Origin of the sequence: Pseudomonas sp. nanlin1 (assembly GCF_045571515.1) — a bacterium.
Taxonomy (GTDB): domain Bacteria; phylum Pseudomonadota; class Gammaproteobacteria; order Pseudomonadales; family Pseudomonadaceae; genus Aquipseudomonas.
In genome coordinates, this window is sequence record NZ_CP124218.1 from 2,298,294 (window position 1) to 2,314,029 (window position 15,736).

Here is a 15,736-nt window from a genome sequence, read left to right on the forward strand (position 1 = left end):
CGGGCGGCTGGTCAGACGTCGAAGAAAGTGACCTCGCCATTTTCCAGGCTGTAGTAGGCGCCCACGACCTTGACCTGGCCGGCCTTGAGCGGAGCCATCAGGGCGGGCTCCGAGGCCAAGCGCAAGCGTGACACGGTGCGCTGCACATTGCTGCGTACCGAATCTTCCAGCAAGTTCTTGCTTTTTTTGCCTTTGGCAGTCAGCACCGCTGGCACGATTGGCTCGATCATCGCCCCGATTGCCCCCGGGAAAAACGTGCCTTCTTCTACTACGGAAACGGCTGCCGCCACGGCGCCGCATTTCTCGTGGCCCATTACCACCACCAACGGCACACCCAGTTGGCTGATGGCATATTCCACCGAGCCGAGCGCCACGGTATCGACCGTGTTGCCAGCGTTGCGCACGATAAATAACTCACCCAGACCACGGCCGAATAGCAGTTCGGGCGGCACACGGGAGTCCGAGCAAGAGATCAGCACACAGAAGGGCGTTTGCCCTTTGGCGATCTCCAGGCGACGCTTGCGATCACGTTCGCCATTCATGGGTTTGTCGTTCATAAACGCCTGATTGCCGTCGCGTAACGCTTGCAGCGCTTGGTCGGGCGTCATGGTGGTGCGCGGTGCCGAGGCGGGGGCGGCAAGGGCAGGCAGCGGCAATTGAGCCAGCACGGCGGCTGCCGGGAGGCAGCAAGCGCATTGCAACACTTTGCGGCGAGACAGCGAAGATTTCATCCAATACCTCGACAATAGATTTTCGCAGTAAGGGCCTGTGGCTCCGGGGGTTCCCGAGTCCGCAGCCTTGCTGCCAGGGGCTTGCATAACATTGACGAGGCCAATCTATAGGCCCCGTATCCGGTGTGCTACTGCCAAATGGCATAGACCCCTTGTGTTAGGCCTGCGCGTCCAAGCGGTCTGAGCAGCTAGTTCGCAGGGGTTAAAACGCCATGAAATCTTTAGTAACACCTCCGTAAGCTGGTGCTCATTCGGCTGTTGTACGACATCATATCTTGTGATTGACTGGCGGCGTTCTCACTAAAAACAACAATGGAGATTCGCTCAAATGGCGAGCACACCTTCCGTCGCGGACAAGGCGCTTGCGCCTGGGCAATCGCGCATCAAGCGCATAGCCAAACTGCTAGGCCCCGGCATTATCGCAGTGCTGTCATGGCTCGGCGCAGGCGACCTGATCACCTCCTCTGTCGCAGGGGCCAACTATGGCTATGCGATGATGTGGGTACTGGCTGTATCGCTGCTGCTCAGGTTCCTGATCGTTAACATCATCGCGCGCTTTCAGCTATGTAATAACCAAGGTATGACCATCCTGCAGGGCTATGCGCAACTGCATCCGATCTTCGCCTGGTTCATGCTGGGCTACGCGCTGCTCATGGGCCACCTGATCAACGCCTACATGATCAAAGGTGCAGGCGAGGCACTGGCCATGCTGCTGCACATCAATCAACCGCTGCTGTGTTCGCTGGCGGTGGTGATCGTGGTGTGGCTGCTGGTAGGGCGCAACATCTACGCGATGATCGAAGGGGTCATGAAATGCCTGCTGGCCGTTATGACGCTGGCCTTTCTGGCCCTGGCGGTCATGTCTGGCCCCGATGTGATGGGCATTCTTAAAGGCACCATCGGTTTCAGCATTCCCCCGGACGAAGGCGTACACGGTGCCGTGCTGGTGGCGGTGTCAGTGATCGGTGCGGTGGCGGGCTCGATCGCCAACTTCGTGCACCCCTATGTCATGCGCCAGAAAGGCTGGGTAGGGCCGGAGCACAAGCGTATCCAGCGTAACGATCTGCTGTTCGCGGTGTTTGTCGGGATCGTGATCAACCTGGCGATTTGGGTGGTGGGCGCTGAAATTCTGCGGCCCAACGGCATTGAAGTGAATACCTTGGGCGATCTGGGCAAGGCCATGGAGATGTTTTTTGGGCCTTTGGGCTGGTACATCTTCTTCGTTGGCGTGTTCGCTACGCTGTTTGCCAGTATTTCCGGCAAGACCACAGCGTTCCCGATGCTGATCACCGACGCCTTCCAACATATCCGCCCCCAGCGGCGGGAGCGCTATGGCAAGGAATTCCACCACGACCCGATGCACAAGTGGTTTATGTTGTTCATTCTGGTGACACCACTGATCTGGTCGCTGCCTGGCATGCCTGACTTCGTCACCCTGACCATCGGGGTAAACGCTTTGAACATCGTCGGCCTGCCGGTTATCTCCCTGGGGTTGCTGATCATGTCGAACCAGAAATCGCTGCTCGGCGAGAAGTATCGCAACAACCTGTTCGAGAACGTGGCGTTGGTATTTGCCACGGGGCTGGCGCTGTGGGTGGCGTTTCAGCTGGGGTCTGAGTTGTTGGGTTGAACCTAACAGTTGTTGGGTTGAACCTAACAGATCGGGGGCAAGCCCCCTCCTACGGTCAGCGACATATATCAAATATGTCTCGGGCCGTAGGAGGGGGCTCGCCCCCGATCTTTTAAGGCATATCAAATCTCCGCTATGCCGCAATCACTGGTCATCGAAAAACCGTTCATGCCAATCCACCACAGGCTGCGGTGCATTGAGCTTCTGCCCGTAGATGACCGCGTAAGACAGAACATTCTGCACGTACTGGCGGGTTTCATCGAAAGGGATCGATTCGACCCACACGTCGAAACTCAGATGGTTCGCCCCACGTAGCCATTGGCGGACCCGGCCTGGGCCGGCGTTGTAGGCGGCCGATGCCAGCACCCGGTTGCCATTGAACTGCCCATGCACCTGGCTCAGATAGGCCGCGCCGAGCTGGATATTTTTGTCAGGGTCGAATGCCTGTTGAGGCGAGGCCAACGGAATGCTGAACTTGCGTGCGGTTTCCTTGGCCGTGGCGGGCATCAATTGCATCAAGCCCATGGCGCCCACACCGGAGCGGGCATCGTCCATGAATGCGCTTTCCTGGCGGGTGATCGCGAACACCCAGCTGGTGTGTAGACCGCGTAAGTTGGCTTCGCGGATCAAAGTGTCGCGGTGGGCCATGGGGAAACGGATGTCCAGGTCGTCCCAATACTGCGCTTGGCTGATGGTGCGAATGGCCGGGAAGTACCAGCGCATGTCGTAGGCCAGGCGGGCCTGAGCGACCATCTCGTCGCGGCTGAAGTGGCGGCTGACGTGATACCACTCGCGGCGCGCGTCGACGATCTGCCCACGGGCATACAGTTCCAGGGCACGGCGGACCCCAGGGGCAGTGCGCACCTTGGTCATCAGTGCCTGGCTGAGCGGCAGTGGCCGGTTATTGAGCTGATACGCCGATTGGCTGCGGTCTGCGGCGAGGAATCCGTAAAAGTCGCGCTCTTTGGCGACATTCTTGTACAGGGCCTGCACCTGCGGATTCTGCGGTTGCGCCAGCTCAAGGCTGCGCGCCTGCCAATACTGCCAGCGGTTGGTCTCGGCCAGGCTCGTGGGCAGGCGTTTGGTCAGGTCGTACGCGTCTTGCCAGCGGCCCAGGCGCAATAGCAGGCGCAGGCGCCATTCGGTGACAGTGTCGTCGCGCAGCTCCGGGTCGTAGCCGGTCATCAGTTGCAGGGCCCGCGGGTCGTAGCGGCGGGCCAGGGTCAGGCCGATCTCGCGGGCGATGGCGACCTTTTCTTCACCCGAGAAACGCATGCTGCTGGCGTAACCATCAAGCATCTGCATGGCTTGCTCGGGGTCTTGCCGGGCCAGGCGGCGTAGGCCCAGGCTGACCACATCGGACATGGCCTCATCGACCGGCACAAAGCGCCCAGGTTGCGCCAGCAGCTCGGGCTTCTGCGCCACATCCAGCAGCAGTTGGCCCTGGCTCGACAAAGTCGTGAGGGTTTTGACCAGGTTGTTGGCCAGCGGATAGTTACGCGCCTGGGCCGCCAGCTTGGCGCGTTGCCAGCGTTTTTGCTCGGTCAGTTGGCCTTCAGCGGCCCACATGGCAAACAGCGTGTCGCAGGCCGCCGGCTGGGTTTTACCGGTCAACCAGAGTTTTTCCGCTGCGGCAAAGCCTTCGGCCCGTTGGCCGTGACCAATTTGGTACTGGCCGTTTAGGCAGTCCAGCTCGGTGAAGTTGAGCTTGGGGTCGTAATATTTGACGAAAGGCTGCCAGTCGCCGCGCTCGGCCAACCAGCGTAACCAGCGCAGCTTCATCCAGTTGGCCTGGGGCAGGTCGCCGTGCTCAGTAAGAAACTTCTCGATTTCGCTATTACTGGCGCTTTTCAGCCGAGCGGTCAACTCGTCGTAGGCCAGGTAAGGCTCCAGCGGGTAGTCCACCAGCATAGGTGCATAGCGCATGTAGGGGCCGCTGTCGCCTTTGGCTAGCGCGCGTTTGGCTTCATCGTAATACTGACGTTGCAGGGTTAAATCACCAGCCTGAACAGTGGAAACCGCCGAGGCGGTGAGAAGCAGGCAGGACAACAGGCTGAAAAGGCGACGGCGCATTGGGCATCCAAGCAGGTGAAAGCATGACAAGCGCCTAGCGACCCTAGGCACTGATTGCCCCTAGCTTAGCTTTTGCCCGAGGGGGATGAAAGCACCGTGCTTGTATCCGCTTGTGAGCGAGCCGCTCCATCGGCTTGTGCTGTGATCCGCGCGTAACTCGGTTAGAATGCGCCCCCCGTTTTTGGAGAAGCCCATGACCCTGCTCAAATTAAGCGATGTGTCCCTTGCTTTCGGCGCCATGCCGCTGTTGGACAAGGTGTCCTGGCAGATCGCCCGTGGTGAGCGGGTTTGTATCATCGGCCGCAATGGCACCGGTAAGTCCAGCATGTTGCGCCTGGTCAAGGGCGACCAGCGCCCCGACGAAGGCGACGTGTGGCGCGCGCCGGGACTGAAGATTGGCGAACTGCCCCAGGAATTGCCGGTGGCTGACAACCGCACCGTCTTCGACGTCGTCGCCGAAGGGCTGGACGGGGTTGGGGCGCTGCTTGCCGAATATCACCACCTGAGCCAGAACATCGTTACCGATGAAGACCTGAACAAGCTCATGCACGTTCAGCAAGACCTCGAAGCCAAAGATGGCTGGCGCTTGCAGCAACTGGTCGACAGCACCCTGAGCCGCTTGCAGCTGCCCGCTGAAAAGACCCTGGCCGAGCTATCCGGCGGCTGGCGCCGGCGCGTGCTGCTGGCCCAGGCGCTGGTGTCCGAGCCTGACCTGCTGTTGCTCGACGAGCCCACCAACCACCTGGACATCGGCGCCATTGCCTGGCTCGAAGAAGCGCTGTCGAGCTTTGGTGGCGCCGTGCTGTTTATCACCCACGACCGCTCCTTCCTGCAGAACCTGGCCACGCGCATTCTGGAATTGGACCGCGGCGGCCTGATCGATTGGAACGGCGACTACGCCAGCTTCTTGGTGCACAAAGAAGCCCAATTGGCAGCTGAAGAAACCGCCAACGCGCTGTTCGACAAGCGCCTGGCCCAGGAAGAAGTGTGGATTCGCCAAGGCATCAAAGCGCGCCGCACCCGTAATGAAGGCCGTGTGCGCGCCCTCAAGGAACTGCGCGTCGAGCGCGGCGAGCGACGCGAGCGTCAGGGCAAGGCCAACATCCAGCTGGATGTGGCCGAGAAGTCAGGCAAGCAGGTGATGGTCATCGAGAACGTCAGCTTCGCCCACCCAGGCGGGCCGTTCTTGGTCAAGGATTTCTCCATGGTCCTGCAGCGCGAAGACCGCATCGGCCTGCTGGGCGCCAACGGTACGGGCAAAACCACCCTGCTCAAGCTGATGCTTGGCGATCTCGAGGCCACCAGCGGCACCGTGGCCGCCGGTACGCGCCTGGAAGTCGCCTACTTCGACCAGATGCGCCACCAGCTGAACCTGGAAAAAACCGTCATCGACAACCTTGCCGAAGGCCGCGATTTCATCGAGATCGATGGCCAGAGCCGTCACGTGCTGAGCTACCTGGGCGACTTCCTGTTCAGCCCGCAGCGGGCGCGTACGCCGGTCAAGGCCTTGTCCGGTGGCGAGCGTGCGCGCTTGCTGCTGGCCAAGCTGTTCAGCAAACCGGCGAACTTGCTGGTGCTCGATGAGCCGACCAACGACCTGGACGTAGAAACCCTGGAGCTGCTCGAAGAAGTTTTGTCAGCATTCAAGGGTACCGTTCTGATGGTTAGCCACGACCGGGCATTCCTCGACAACGTAGTGACCAGCACTCTGGTGTTCGAGGGTGATGGCAAGGTTCGCGAATACGTCGGCGGTTATCAGGACTGGATTCGCCAGGGCGGCTCGCCAAAACTGCTGGGGGTCACCGAAAATAAATCCGGCAAGGCTGAACTGGCCAGTGCGGTGGTCAGCGCCCCAGCGGCAGTCCCCGCCGCTGAGGCTGCAACGCCGGCCCCTGCCAAGAAAAAGCTCAGCTACAAAGTGCAGCGAGAACTGGAGGCGTTGCCCGCCCAGATCGAAGCCCAGGAGCAGGTGATTGCCGATGTGCAGACGGAAATGGCCTCGCCTACTTTCTACCAGCGCCCGGCCAGTGAAAGGGCCGACGTGATTGCTCGCCTTGAGCAACTGCAACAGCAACTCGACGTGATGCTCGAGCGTTGGGCTGAGCTGGATGCTTGAAGCCAGAGGCCGCCAAGTAAGCTGGCGGCCTTCTTGCCGTTAATCGCGCTTCAAGCGCACGGCCAATACGTCACAGGGTGCACCGTGCAACACATCGTTGGCGGTCGAGCCCAGTAGCAGGGCCAGGCCGGTACGCCCGTGGCTGCCGACGATGATCAAGTCACAGTGGTGCTCTTTAGCCTTGTCGTGAATCTCTTGGCGGGGCTGGCCGTAGGTCAGCAGGGTTTCACCGGCCACCAGTTCGGGGTATTTCAGCTTGAGGGACGCCATGCGTTCCTTGGCTTGGTCCAACTGCTGTTGTTGCAGCAACGACAGGTCCATGGGCACGTCACCGCCAAACGCCATGGCCATGGGCTCAACGATGTGGATTAGCGAGAGCTTGGCGCCGTTGGTCATGGCGATGTCGAGCCCGCGCTTGACGATCGGGTTGCATTCTTCGGTCAGGTCGACGGCGACCAGAATGTGGGTGTAGGGCATGTGTTGCGCTCCTGAACGAATGAGTTATGCGCCTAGTATGGCCCTATTGACGCACGGCGCCTATTAGGCTGCTAACCAACTTATTTATATGGATTTTCAGGGGGCTAGTGATATGACGGTATGGGTAGTGGTGTCAATCCTTGCGTTGATGTTAAGCCCCCTGGCTTGGCTACGCCCATCCCGCCATCAAGGCGGCAAGATGGCCTTGCGCCTGGAAGCTCGGCGCATGGGGTTGTCCATGCAACTGACCCCGCAAGCCTGGCCCCACTGGTTGCCAGTGCAACCGCCGAGCCCCTGTGCGCAGTTCCAGCGCGCTCGCCGGGGCCGCCAGCCCGCGCAATGGTGCTATTGGCAGAGCGCCCCCGGGGTTTGGTTGAACCAGTGGCGTGAGCCGTGCACCGACGCTGTGCTGCTGGAGCATTTTGCCGGGTTGCCGGGCGACGTCTTCAAGGTCGAAGCAGGGCCGCAGATGATTGCCCTGTGCTGGGGCGAGAAGGGCGATAGCCGCAGTTTGCAGGCCATTGCCACACTGCTCAAAGTGCTGGCGTAACGGCGCAGGTGCAGGCCTGGGCCATTTGCTGCTATAAGCGCTGTCTTTTCCAACAATAAAAAACCAGGAGTCAGCCGATGCAACCTCTTCGTCTCGGGCTGGTGGGCTACGGCAAGATCGCCCAGGACCAACACGTACCTGCCATCTTGGCCAATCCGGCTTACCAATTATGTGCCGTGGCTACCCTCGGCGACCCCTGCCCAGGGGTCGAAAACTACGACAGCCTGCGGGCCATGCTCGAGCATTGCCCGAACCTCGACGCCGTGGCGTTCTGCACTCCGCCCCAGGGCCGTTACGCTCAGGTCCGCGGGGCGTTGCTGGCGGGTAAACACGTGCTGGTGGAGAAGCCGCCCTGTGCCAGCCTGGGCGAGGCCATGGCCCTGACCGAGCTGGCCAGTGAGCGTGGCTTGAGTTGCCTGTTCGCCTGGCACTCGCGTTTTGCCCCTGCGGTAGCTTCGGCACAGGCCTGGCTGGCGCAACGCAGCGTGTTGGCGGTGACTGTGCAGTGGAAGGAAGACGTGCGCAAATGGCACCCTGGCCAGCAATGGATCTGGCAACCAGGCGGCCTTGGCGTGTTCGACCCGGGCATCAATGCGCTGTCCATTGTCACTCACCTCTTGGAGCAGCCACTGTTCGTCAAAAGTGCCGAGCTGCGGGTACCCAGCAACCGCCAGGCGCCTATTGCCGCCAGTGTGCGCATGACCGATTCCCACGACTTGGCGGTGCATGCCGAGTTTGACTGGGGGCACGTCGGCGATGAGCTATGGCGCATCGACGTGCGCTGCGCCGATGGCACCCTGCGCTTGGACCACGGCGGCGCAAGCCTGAGCCTCGATGGCCAGGCCTTGCCGGTGGATGAAGAAGCCGAGTACCCCGCGCTTTATCGACATTTCGCCCAGTTGATCCGCGACGGTGCCAGCGATACCGACCTGCAGCCGCTGCGCCTGGTCGCCGATGCGTTTTTTACTGGCAGCCGCACAGTCGTAGAGCCCTTCAACGACTAACCGAAAAGTCCTTGGCCGCTGCCCGTCCCAGGGCGCGCGCCGGGGCCTGGTGTGTTGCCGTCAAGGCAACAATAAATCCCCAAGCCGTTATTGGAGTCAATTCTCGGCCTGCCCATACTGAGGGTGTGGCCGTTCTATATCGGCCCCCTCTAAAAAAACCAATACACACTCGTTTATCGAGCCGCCATGTTTGTATGGCTTTTGCACAATCTGCCCTGGGCGCCGGAAGGCGCCTCCTGAAAAACACAACAATGCTCTGAGCAGCCTTACTGCGGCTGCTCGGCAGGTGAGGGGAACCCCATGCAACCGACTCAAACTGTACCCCTGGGCGATCAACAAGCCGTATCGGCCACGGTGAAGTTGTATATCTGGGCTGCGGTCGTGCTGATCGCTGCCGAAGCCATCGGTGCCATCAGTATCCCCCTGGGCCCCGGCAAAGTGGTCTTGCTGCCGATGGTCTGGGCGCTTCTGCTCGGCGCCATGATCGGCCTGGCCAGCCGGCGCATGCCCGGCAGCATTGGCCTGGACCCCGCCACTCAATTGCGCGCCGCCGCAGTGTTGCAACCGGCCTTGCTGATTTTTATCGCCAAGCTAGGGCTGGTGGTCGGTGGCTCGTTGCCCGTGGTGTTCGCCGCTGGCTGGGCGCTGGTGTTTCAGGAGTTCGGCCACTTTGTCGGTACGGTGGTCCTGGGGCTGCCGGTGGCGCTGTTGTTGGGGATCAAGCGTGAAGCAATCGGTGCGACGTTCTCGGTGGGGCGCGAACCCAGCCTGGCGATCATCGGCGAGCGTTACGGTATGGACTCCCCAGAGGGCCGTGGGGTATTGGCTGAATACCTCACCGGGACCCTGTTCGGCGCTTTGTTTATTGCTATCGTTGCAGGCTTTATTACCAGCCTAGGGATATTCCACCCTTATTCCCTCGCCATGGGCTCGGGCATCGGCTCCGGCAGCATGATGGCCGCCGCAGCTGGGGCGATTGCGGCGCAGCAAACGCCGGAGATGGCCAAGGAAGTCATGGCGTTGGCGGCTGCAGCGAACCTGATCACCACCACCCTGGGTACTTACTTCACCCTGTTTATTTCGCTGCCTTTGGCGGTCTGGGGTTACCGCGTGCTGGAGCCGTTGATCGGCCGTACCACCAAGGCTTCCTACAGCACCGAAGGGCTGCAGGCGAGCGACGTCTCCCTCGACGTGCGCGAGTTGGGCTGGGCCGGCAAAGTGAGTGCCTGGCTGGCGGCAGGGGCCTTGGCCTTGATCGCTAATTACGTCGGCTACAAGACACTGTCGCCGGCGGCTTTCGCAGGCATGGCGGTGATGATTGGCGCGGCGTTTGTAGGTGAGCTGCTGTGCAGCGCAACGCGCCGCAAAATTCCGGCCGTGTGCTGGGTCTCGCTGGTGGCGATGTTCCTGACCTCGCCCCTGTGCCCCTGGGCAGCGCAAATCAGCGCCGCCAGCGGCGCGGTGAACATGCTTGCGGTGATCACGCCGATGTTGGCGTTCGCCGGGCTGTCGATCGCCAAGGACTTGCCAGCCTTCCGCCGCCTGGGTTGGCGCATCGTGCTGGTATCGTTTCTGGCCAACTTCGGCACGTTCATCGGCGCCGTCTTGATTGCAGAGTTCTTCCACGCTTAGGCCGACAACCCCCCCGCGCCAGGCGCGGGGGTCAAAAGCGGTAGCCTAACTCCAACCAGAACTGGCGCCCGTTCTCCACGTTCTCAATGCCGCCGCTGGTTACCACGGGTACGACCCGGTTGGCGACGTTGATGATGTCCATCGCCATGAACACGGATTGCTCGATACCGGTGGCCAGTTCCCACTGCACCCGGGTGTCCCAGGTGGGCGCAGCTTTGACCCTGGCTGCTTCGTACAGGTCATAGTTCACACCACCTATGCTGACGCTGGCCCCTCGGTCGACGATCTGCTTGTAGCCCCCGCGGTAGCGCAGAAAATTGCTCCAGGCCAGGTGCAGCAGGGGGATATCTGTTTGCGTGGTCAAGCGTGCCGTCCAGGGGCGATTGAAATCGCCGGCGGGCAGGTCGCTCCAGTGCATGACCTTGCCGTCATACACCACATCGTCGTCCGCAAGCTCGCTGGCACTGACCAACCGCTCGTAGCCCTGCATATTGCTGCGCGTGGCGCTCCAGCTCAGGGCCAGTTGTAGGGAGGTAGAGGTGTGCAGGCTGTTGAGTTTCCAGTCAGGGGTCACGGTCAGGCTGACGTTATCACTCTCACTTTTGCCCACGTTGGTGTAGGTGTAGTAGTTGCTGATGAGCTGGCTGCCGTCCCCAGCCGGCAACCCCAGGGTACTGGCCCGCGCGCGCATGACTTGGTCACGGCCCTCGCGTTTGACGTAGCTGAGGTCAAACGTCGTGTCGTACCAGCGCTGGGTAATGCCCAGCGCCAGCTCATCGTCGTAGGGGATGTCGAGCTTACGGAAGGCGGTTTCGTCTACTCCATAGTTTTCCAGCGCGCCAAAGTCATTGAGGGCCGGGCCGCTGCTGGCGGCTCGGGTACGGCGCGAGCGCAAAGACTCGCGTAGGCTATTGAGCCGGTAGGCAAACAGGTTGCGCCCGTAATAGCGGTTCAGGCCGCCGTTGAGCAACGTGGTACGGTCACCGAACAGGTCGTATTGGGCGGCGAAACGCGGGGCGACGGTCTGCTTGTCCATATAGTCATCCCCCTCCCAGCGCAGGCCCGGGCGCAGGCTCAATTGGCCCAATTGCATCTGGTCCTGAAAAAATAGCCCATAGCGGTTTTGTGTGACGGCTATGCGGCCAGCGCGGTAGACACTAAGGCTGGTGTGGTACTGACGGGTGGACACGCCCAGGGCATTGTCGCTGATGGAGCAGAAGTCGCTGTCCACCATCCCGGCGCCGTCGGTGCAGGTCAGGTTGCCGGCGGTGTTGGCGTTGGTGCGCAGGCCACTGGCCACGGACATCGGCTGGTCGCGGCTGTAGCGCGCGACTTTTTGCTCCAGTTCCAGGCCGGTTTGCAGGTTGTGGGTGATACCCAACCCGGTCAGCGCTAACCAGTCGGCCTTGACCGTATAAGCGGTAGCTGCCTGGGTCTGTTCCAGTTGGCCATTGCCGCCCTCATTACTCACGGCGGTCGCCGATGGCACGCCGTCGCGCAGCGGGCTGCCCCAGTTTTTTTCCTCTGACCAGCGCCAGGTCTTGTAGTCGTTTTGTGCCGAGGTTCGCGAGCTTTGCACGCGGGTGTAGGCCAGGGTGTGCTTATAGGTGGCCGCATTGCCGAGCCAGGTTGCGCTGAATGCCACTTGCTCACCGCCCTGGTTAATGGTGCTGCGCGAATCGAGTGTGTTAACCCGGTACAACACCGAGGTTTGCGGGGCGTAGGTAATACTCAGGCTGGTGTACAGGCGTTCGCTGGCGGTCCAATAGGCCTTGACCCTAAAGTTATCGATCTGCCGAGTCTGGTCCTTGCTGGCGTGGTCGCTGGTGCTCTGGTAACCCTCGGTTTGCGCAGGCAATGCAATGGTGGCGCTTTTGCGCGAGACGTTGGCAACCAGGCCAAAGTTTTCCGTGACATGGCCCTCTAGGGTGGCGCGCACGGTGAGCTTTTCGAAATGCGGCTGGTTGTCCTCATCGGTGGAGTTTTCGAACGCTGCACGGTTGTCGTCGGCGATGTGAAAGGAGGTCCAGCTGGAGCGGGTCATGCTGGCGGACACTTTGCCGTGCAAGCCTTCGCTGGGGCGGCGGGTAATCCCATCGACCACGCCACCGTTGAAACCACCATATTCGGCGGGCACGTTATGGTCATAGACGTGCACTGTCTCCAGCAAGTCGGCGTCCAAAGCAATGCCGTGGGAGCGGCTGGGCAGATTTTCGATGCCTCGATACTGCCCCATACTCTGCGCCGCGGGGTCCAGGTCATTGTTGATACTGACGCCGTCGATCATAAAGCTGTTTTGATAAAACTTGGCGCCGTTGATGCTGATGTTCGCCGGGTCGATCTCGCCGCCGGTAGTGGCGTTTTTCTCGGCGCCAGCGAACTGCACGCTGGGGTGCATCTGTAGCAGGGTGGTGATATCGCCATTGGCGCCGGGAAATGCTTCGATGGCCCTACGCTCGATCGGGGTGGAGCCCTGAAAGTCATTATCCCTCTGGCCCAGCACAACAATGTTTTCGCTGATTTCCAGTGCCACGGCACTGGCTTCCAGCAGCACCGTGTCGCCGCTGGGGTTTAACCGCCAGGCTACGCCGCTGTGACCCAGCAGCTCGGTAAGTGCCTGCGCGGCGGTGTGTTGGCCGCGACTACCGGGGGAGACGCGGCCCTGCAGTAAGCTGCTGGCGGCGCTGAGCTGAACCCCGGTCAGTTGGCCAAAGGCGAGCAAGGCCCCGGCCAACGGTTGCGCCGGGATCGCAAAAGCACGGCTTTGCGCCAACGGTTGGCGGACCTCAGCGGCCACCGCCAAGCCGCAGAGCAGAGCGCTGGCAGCGCCGAGAGTGCCCAGCCAAGGGTTATGCATGCGCATCAGCAGGGCCTACGAACCGAGCACCAGCAACACCCAAGGCCCCAGCGCCTTGACCCGACCACCGTGGGCCTGGACCAGCGCGCGCAGGGCCGCTTCAGGCTCGTTCAGGTTGTACACACCGGTCACCTTACGTTCGCCAAACACCTCGTCGTTGAGCACGATCAAACCGGGGTAGTAGCGCCGTATGTTTTGCAGCAACTCAGCGATGGGCTGGTCGTCGGCAATCAGCTGCCCCTGGCGCCAACTGGCGATCTGTTGGGCGCGGGTGCGATTGCGCAACGTACTGGCATGCTGGTAATCCAGCTGCAAGCGCTCACCGGCCACCAGCGTTTGGTTCAGCGCAGGCGAGGCCATACGCTGGTCGCTGACCTTGACGCTGCCATGCTGCACCGCCACGTCGAGGCGCTGGCCATTGAATTGCACGTCAAAGGCGGTGCCCGTGACGCGCACCGAACCACTGCCTGCCTTGACCACAAACGGGCGGTTAGTGTCGGGAGTGACATCGAAAAAGGCTTCACCGCGCAGCAACTCGACGTCACGCTGCCCGGGGGAGAATCGTTCATTGAGGAGGGTGTCACTGCCCAGGGTGACCTGACTGCCGTCGCTCAGGGCCACGTGCAGCATGCGCCCCGTTTCGCTGTGATAATCGGCCTGCCATACCGGCAGTTGCGGCACCACGGCCACGGCCAGTATGGCAATAGCCGTCAACGCCCACCAACGTCGACGTCGTGGAGGGCGAGCGGGATAGGCATCAGCAAAGGTATCGAGCGTCGCGGCGGCCAAGGGCGCCGCACCCGTTGTCGGCTGCCAGACTCGCTGGGCGCGTTTCCAGGCTCTGGCGTGAGCCGGGTCCTGTGCTTTCCAGGCATCACATTGAGCCTGAAGACGAGCGTCATCAGGGTGCTTGTGAAGGCATTCGAGCCAGTCCAGTGCTTTATTCCAGACCGGATCGTTTGCAAGCTGGGGCTTCATCGGCCGCCTATCATCCGTTGTTGGAAGGGCGCTCAGTGTCGCATCAGTTACCGGCTTCGCCCAGCCATTGCCCAGGTTTAACCTGGGTATTACGGGCGAATCAGCCGGTTAACCGATGGGATGCGCGCTGGGCATTGCGGCGCTGCGCGGTTTACGCCTTGACCAGCGCCTTAGCGATCGCTTCGCTGAAGGCCGGCAGGTCGTCGGGGGTGCGCGAGGTCACCAGATTCCAACCGTTGGCCGGGCAAGTCTTGGCGGCCTCGTCGACCCAGGCCGCTGCCTTGGCATTGACCAGGTCAGTGCGCACGCTTGGGTAGGAGGTCAGGGTTTTGCCTTCGACCACGCCGGCGTCGATCAGCAGCCAAGGCCCGTGGCAGATGGCAGCGATAGTTTTGCCAGCGGTCGCGAATGCCTTAACCAAGGCTTGGGCGTCACTGTCCTGGCGCAGGGTGTCAGCGTTGACAGTGCCACCGGGGATGACCAGGGCATCGAAGTCCGCAGCGCTGAGGCCCGCCAGTTTTGTGTTCGAGTCCACGGTGCGATCTTTCTCGGTGTCTTGCAGGAAAGTCTGCACGGTGCCGCCTTCAATCGACGCATGGGTCACGCTGGCGCCCCAGCCACCCAGGGTTTCCAGGGGCTTGAGCAACTCGTCGCGCTCGATGCCGGTGTTAGCGGTGATAAATAGAATTTTCTGGCCTTCTAGGCGATTGCTCATGATGAACTCCAAAATGGGGCAGGGCAGGCGCCCTCGCAACGGTGGCAGAGGGCGTATCAGTCAGAAATGGGAGGTGCCAGCGCTAAAGAAAGTTCAGCTCAGTTGCCCGGATGCCAGTGCTAGCGCAATACGCTATCATTGCGACCCGCAACCGATAATCATCCGCAGATAGCCACCTGCTAGCCTCTGCAAGGAGCCCCCCTTGGCCCTCAGCGCCTGCGCCACGCCGCGCGTTCTGGTGGTGGACGACCACCGCAAAATTCGTGATCCCCTTGCGGTTTACCTGCGTCGCTATGCGATGGACGTCAGGACCGCCGAGGACGCTGCAGGCATGTGGCAATTGCTTAAACAGCAGGCTTTCGACGTGATTGTGCTGGATGTGATGCTGCCCGACGCCAACGGCTTTGACCTATGCGAACAACTGCACCGGCGCGCGGACGCTGCGGTGATCCTGTTAACAGCGCGCGACGCCGCCGCCGATCGAGTACGCGGGCTCGACCTAGGCGCAGACGACTATGTGGTCAAGCCCTTCGAGCCGCGCGAATTGGTGGCTCGCATCAACAGCCTACTACGCCGACGCGGCGCGGCGCGCCCGCAGCCCGTCGCAGTGCCCGCGCAGGGGCCGCAGCGCTATGTGTTCGCCGGCCTGAGCTTTACCCCGGCGACCCGGCTACTGGTGCGCGGTGACGCCACATGCGTCAAGCTGAGCACCGCCGAAAGCCGTTTGCTCAGCGTTTTTCTTGCCCATCCTAGCCAGGTATTGAGCCGTGACCGCTTGATCGACCTGACGGCAACGCCGGGCAGCGACGTGTTCGACCGCGCTATCGATCGGCAAGTCAGCCGGCTGCGCCGCAAGCTCTCGGGCGAAATGGCTGAAACACCGTTGCAGACCGTCTGGGGCGGCGGCTACCTGCTGGCCGCCGATGTCGCCCCATCCGCGCCATGAAGCGCTGGCCGCGCCTGTGGCCGCGGG

12 protein-coding genes are annotated in these 15,736 nt (G+C 61.5%); 6 read left to right on the forward strand and 6 right to left on the reverse strand.

What is annotated here, in order from left to right; all coding sequences use genetic code 11:
• Positions 1 to 11: 11 nt before the first annotated feature.
• On the reverse strand, positions 12 to 731 hold the full coding sequence (locus tag QCL65_RS10805; RefSeq protein WP_407316213.1) for a carbonic anhydrase: 720 nt from the start codon (positions 729 to 731) through the stop codon (positions 12 to 14).
• Between the two features lie 328 nt (positions 732 to 1,059).
• Between QCL65_RS10805 and QCL65_RS10810 the strand changes: the two genes are divergently transcribed.
• A complete protein-coding gene (locus QCL65_RS10810) occupies positions 1,060 to 2,361 on the forward strand; it encodes an Nramp family divalent metal transporter (protein WP_407316214.1) in 1,302 nt (433 codons plus the stop codon).
• A gap of 144 nt (positions 2,362 to 2,505) precedes the next feature.
• Here QCL65_RS10810 and QCL65_RS10815 read toward each other — a convergent pair whose 3' ends face one another.
• Positions 2,506 to 4,434, reverse strand: a complete 1,929-nt coding sequence (locus QCL65_RS10815) for a transglycosylase SLT domain-containing protein (RefSeq protein WP_407316215.1) — start codon at positions 4,432 to 4,434, stop codon at positions 2,506 to 2,508.
• Between the two features lie 193 nt (positions 4,435 to 4,627).
• Here QCL65_RS10815 and QCL65_RS10820 point away from each other — a divergent pair, with 193 nt between their 5' ends.
• A complete protein-coding gene (locus QCL65_RS10820) occupies positions 4,628 to 6,550 on the forward strand; it encodes an ATP-binding cassette domain-containing protein (RefSeq protein WP_407316216.1) in 1,923 nt (640 codons plus the stop codon).
• 39 nt (positions 6,551 to 6,589) lie between these two features.
• Here the strand turns inward: QCL65_RS10820 and QCL65_RS10825 are convergent, their stop codons facing one another.
• Positions 6,590 to 7,027, reverse strand: a complete 438-nt coding sequence (locus QCL65_RS10825; RefSeq protein WP_407316217.1) for a universal stress protein — start codon at positions 7,025 to 7,027, stop codon at positions 6,590 to 6,592.
• Positions 7,028 to 7,139: 112 nt separating this feature from the next.
• Here QCL65_RS10825 and QCL65_RS10830 point away from each other — a divergent pair, with 112 nt between their 5' ends.
• The 3 genes from QCL65_RS10830 to QCL65_RS10840 all read left to right on the forward strand — a co-directional run bounded on the left by QCL65_RS10830 (position 7,140) and on the right by QCL65_RS10840 (position 10,213).
• Positions 7,140 to 7,577 carry a hypothetical protein gene (locus QCL65_RS10830; protein ID WP_407316218.1) on the forward strand — a complete coding sequence of 146 codons (438 nt, stop codon included), beginning with the start codon at positions 7,140 to 7,142 and terminating at the stop codon, positions 7,575 to 7,577.
• A 77-nt stretch (positions 7,578 to 7,654) separates the two neighbouring features.
• Positions 7,655 to 8,581 (forward strand): Gfo/Idh/MocA family protein, encoded by a 927-nt coding sequence (locus QCL65_RS10835; RefSeq protein ID WP_407316219.1) that lies wholly within the window; start codon positions 7,655 to 7,657, stop codon positions 8,579 to 8,581.
• Positions 8,582 to 8,881: 300 nt separating this feature from the next.
• Entirely contained in the window at positions 8,882 to 10,213 is a 1,332-nt protein-coding gene (locus tag QCL65_RS10840; RefSeq protein ID WP_407316220.1) for a DUF3100 domain-containing protein, read from the forward strand.
• Positions 10,214 to 10,244: 31 nt separating this feature from the next.
• On the opposite strand, the gene QCL65_RS10845 is transcribed toward QCL65_RS10840, so the two are convergent.
• The 3 genes from QCL65_RS10845 to QCL65_RS10855 form a co-directional block, all read right to left on the reverse strand.
• Positions 10,245 to 13,076 (reverse strand): TonB-dependent receptor plug domain-containing protein, encoded by a 2,832-nt coding sequence (locus QCL65_RS10845; protein ID WP_407316221.1) that lies wholly within the window; start codon positions 13,074 to 13,076, stop codon positions 10,245 to 10,247.
• A gap of 9 nt (positions 13,077 to 13,085) precedes the next feature.
• Positions 13,086 to 14,048: a FecR family protein gene (locus QCL65_RS10850; protein ID WP_407316222.1), complete on the reverse strand. Its 963-nt coding sequence runs from the start codon at positions 14,046 to 14,048 to the stop codon at positions 13,086 to 13,088.
• 151 nt (positions 14,049 to 14,199) lie between these two features.
• Positions 14,200 to 14,763: a type 1 glutamine amidotransferase domain-containing protein gene (locus tag QCL65_RS10855; RefSeq protein WP_407316223.1), complete on the reverse strand. Its 564-nt coding sequence runs from the start codon at positions 14,761 to 14,763 to the stop codon at positions 14,200 to 14,202.
• Positions 14,764 to 14,965: 202 nt separating this feature from the next.
• Between QCL65_RS10855 and QCL65_RS10860 the strand changes: the two genes are divergently transcribed.
• The gene (locus QCL65_RS10860) at positions 14,966 to 15,709 is read left to right on the forward strand and encodes a response regulator transcription factor (protein ID WP_407316224.1); all 744 of its coding nucleotides are present in this window, start codon (positions 14,966 to 14,968) and stop codon (positions 15,707 to 15,709) included.
• Positions 15,710 to 15,736 lie beyond the last annotated feature (27 nt).

What these genes read in the sequence shown, in the direction of transcription:
- QCL65_RS10805 (WP_407316213.1), bottom strand. Translation starts at nt 731, where the DNA reads ATGAAATCTTCGCTGTCTCGCCGCAAAGTGTTGCAATGCGCTTGCTGC.
- QCL65_RS10810 (WP_407316214.1), top strand. Translation starts at nt 1,060, where the DNA reads ATGGCGAGCACACCTTCCGTCGCGGACAAGGCGCTTGCGCCTGGGCAA.
- QCL65_RS10815 (WP_407316215.1), bottom strand. Translation starts at nt 4,434, where the DNA reads ATGCGCCGTCGCCTTTTCAGCCTGTTGTCCTGCCTGCTTCTCACCGCC.
- QCL65_RS10820 (WP_407316216.1), top strand. Translation starts at nt 4,628, where the DNA reads ATGACCCTGCTCAAATTAAGCGATGTGTCCCTTGCTTTCGGCGCCATG.
- QCL65_RS10825 (WP_407316217.1), bottom strand. Translation starts at nt 7,027, where the DNA reads ATGCCCTACACCCACATTCTGGTCGCCGTCGACCTGACCGAAGAATGC.
- QCL65_RS10830 (WP_407316218.1), top strand. Translation starts at nt 7,140, where the DNA reads ATGACGGTATGGGTAGTGGTGTCAATCCTTGCGTTGATGTTAAGCCCC.
- QCL65_RS10835 (WP_407316219.1), top strand. Translation starts at nt 7,655, where the DNA reads ATGCAACCTCTTCGTCTCGGGCTGGTGGGCTACGGCAAGATCGCCCAG.
- QCL65_RS10840 (WP_407316220.1), top strand. Translation starts at nt 8,882, where the DNA reads ATGCAACCGACTCAAACTGTACCCCTGGGCGATCAACAAGCCGTATCG.
- QCL65_RS10845 (WP_407316221.1), bottom strand. Translation starts at nt 13,076, where the DNA reads ATGCGCATGCATAACCCTTGGCTGGGCACTCTCGGCGCTGCCAGCGCT.
- QCL65_RS10850 (WP_407316222.1), bottom strand. Translation starts at nt 14,048, where the DNA reads ATGAAGCCCCAGCTTGCAAACGATCCGGTCTGGAATAAAGCACTGGAC.
- QCL65_RS10855 (WP_407316223.1), bottom strand. Translation starts at nt 14,763, where the DNA reads ATGAGCAATCGCCTAGAAGGCCAGAAAATTCTATTTATCACCGCTAAC.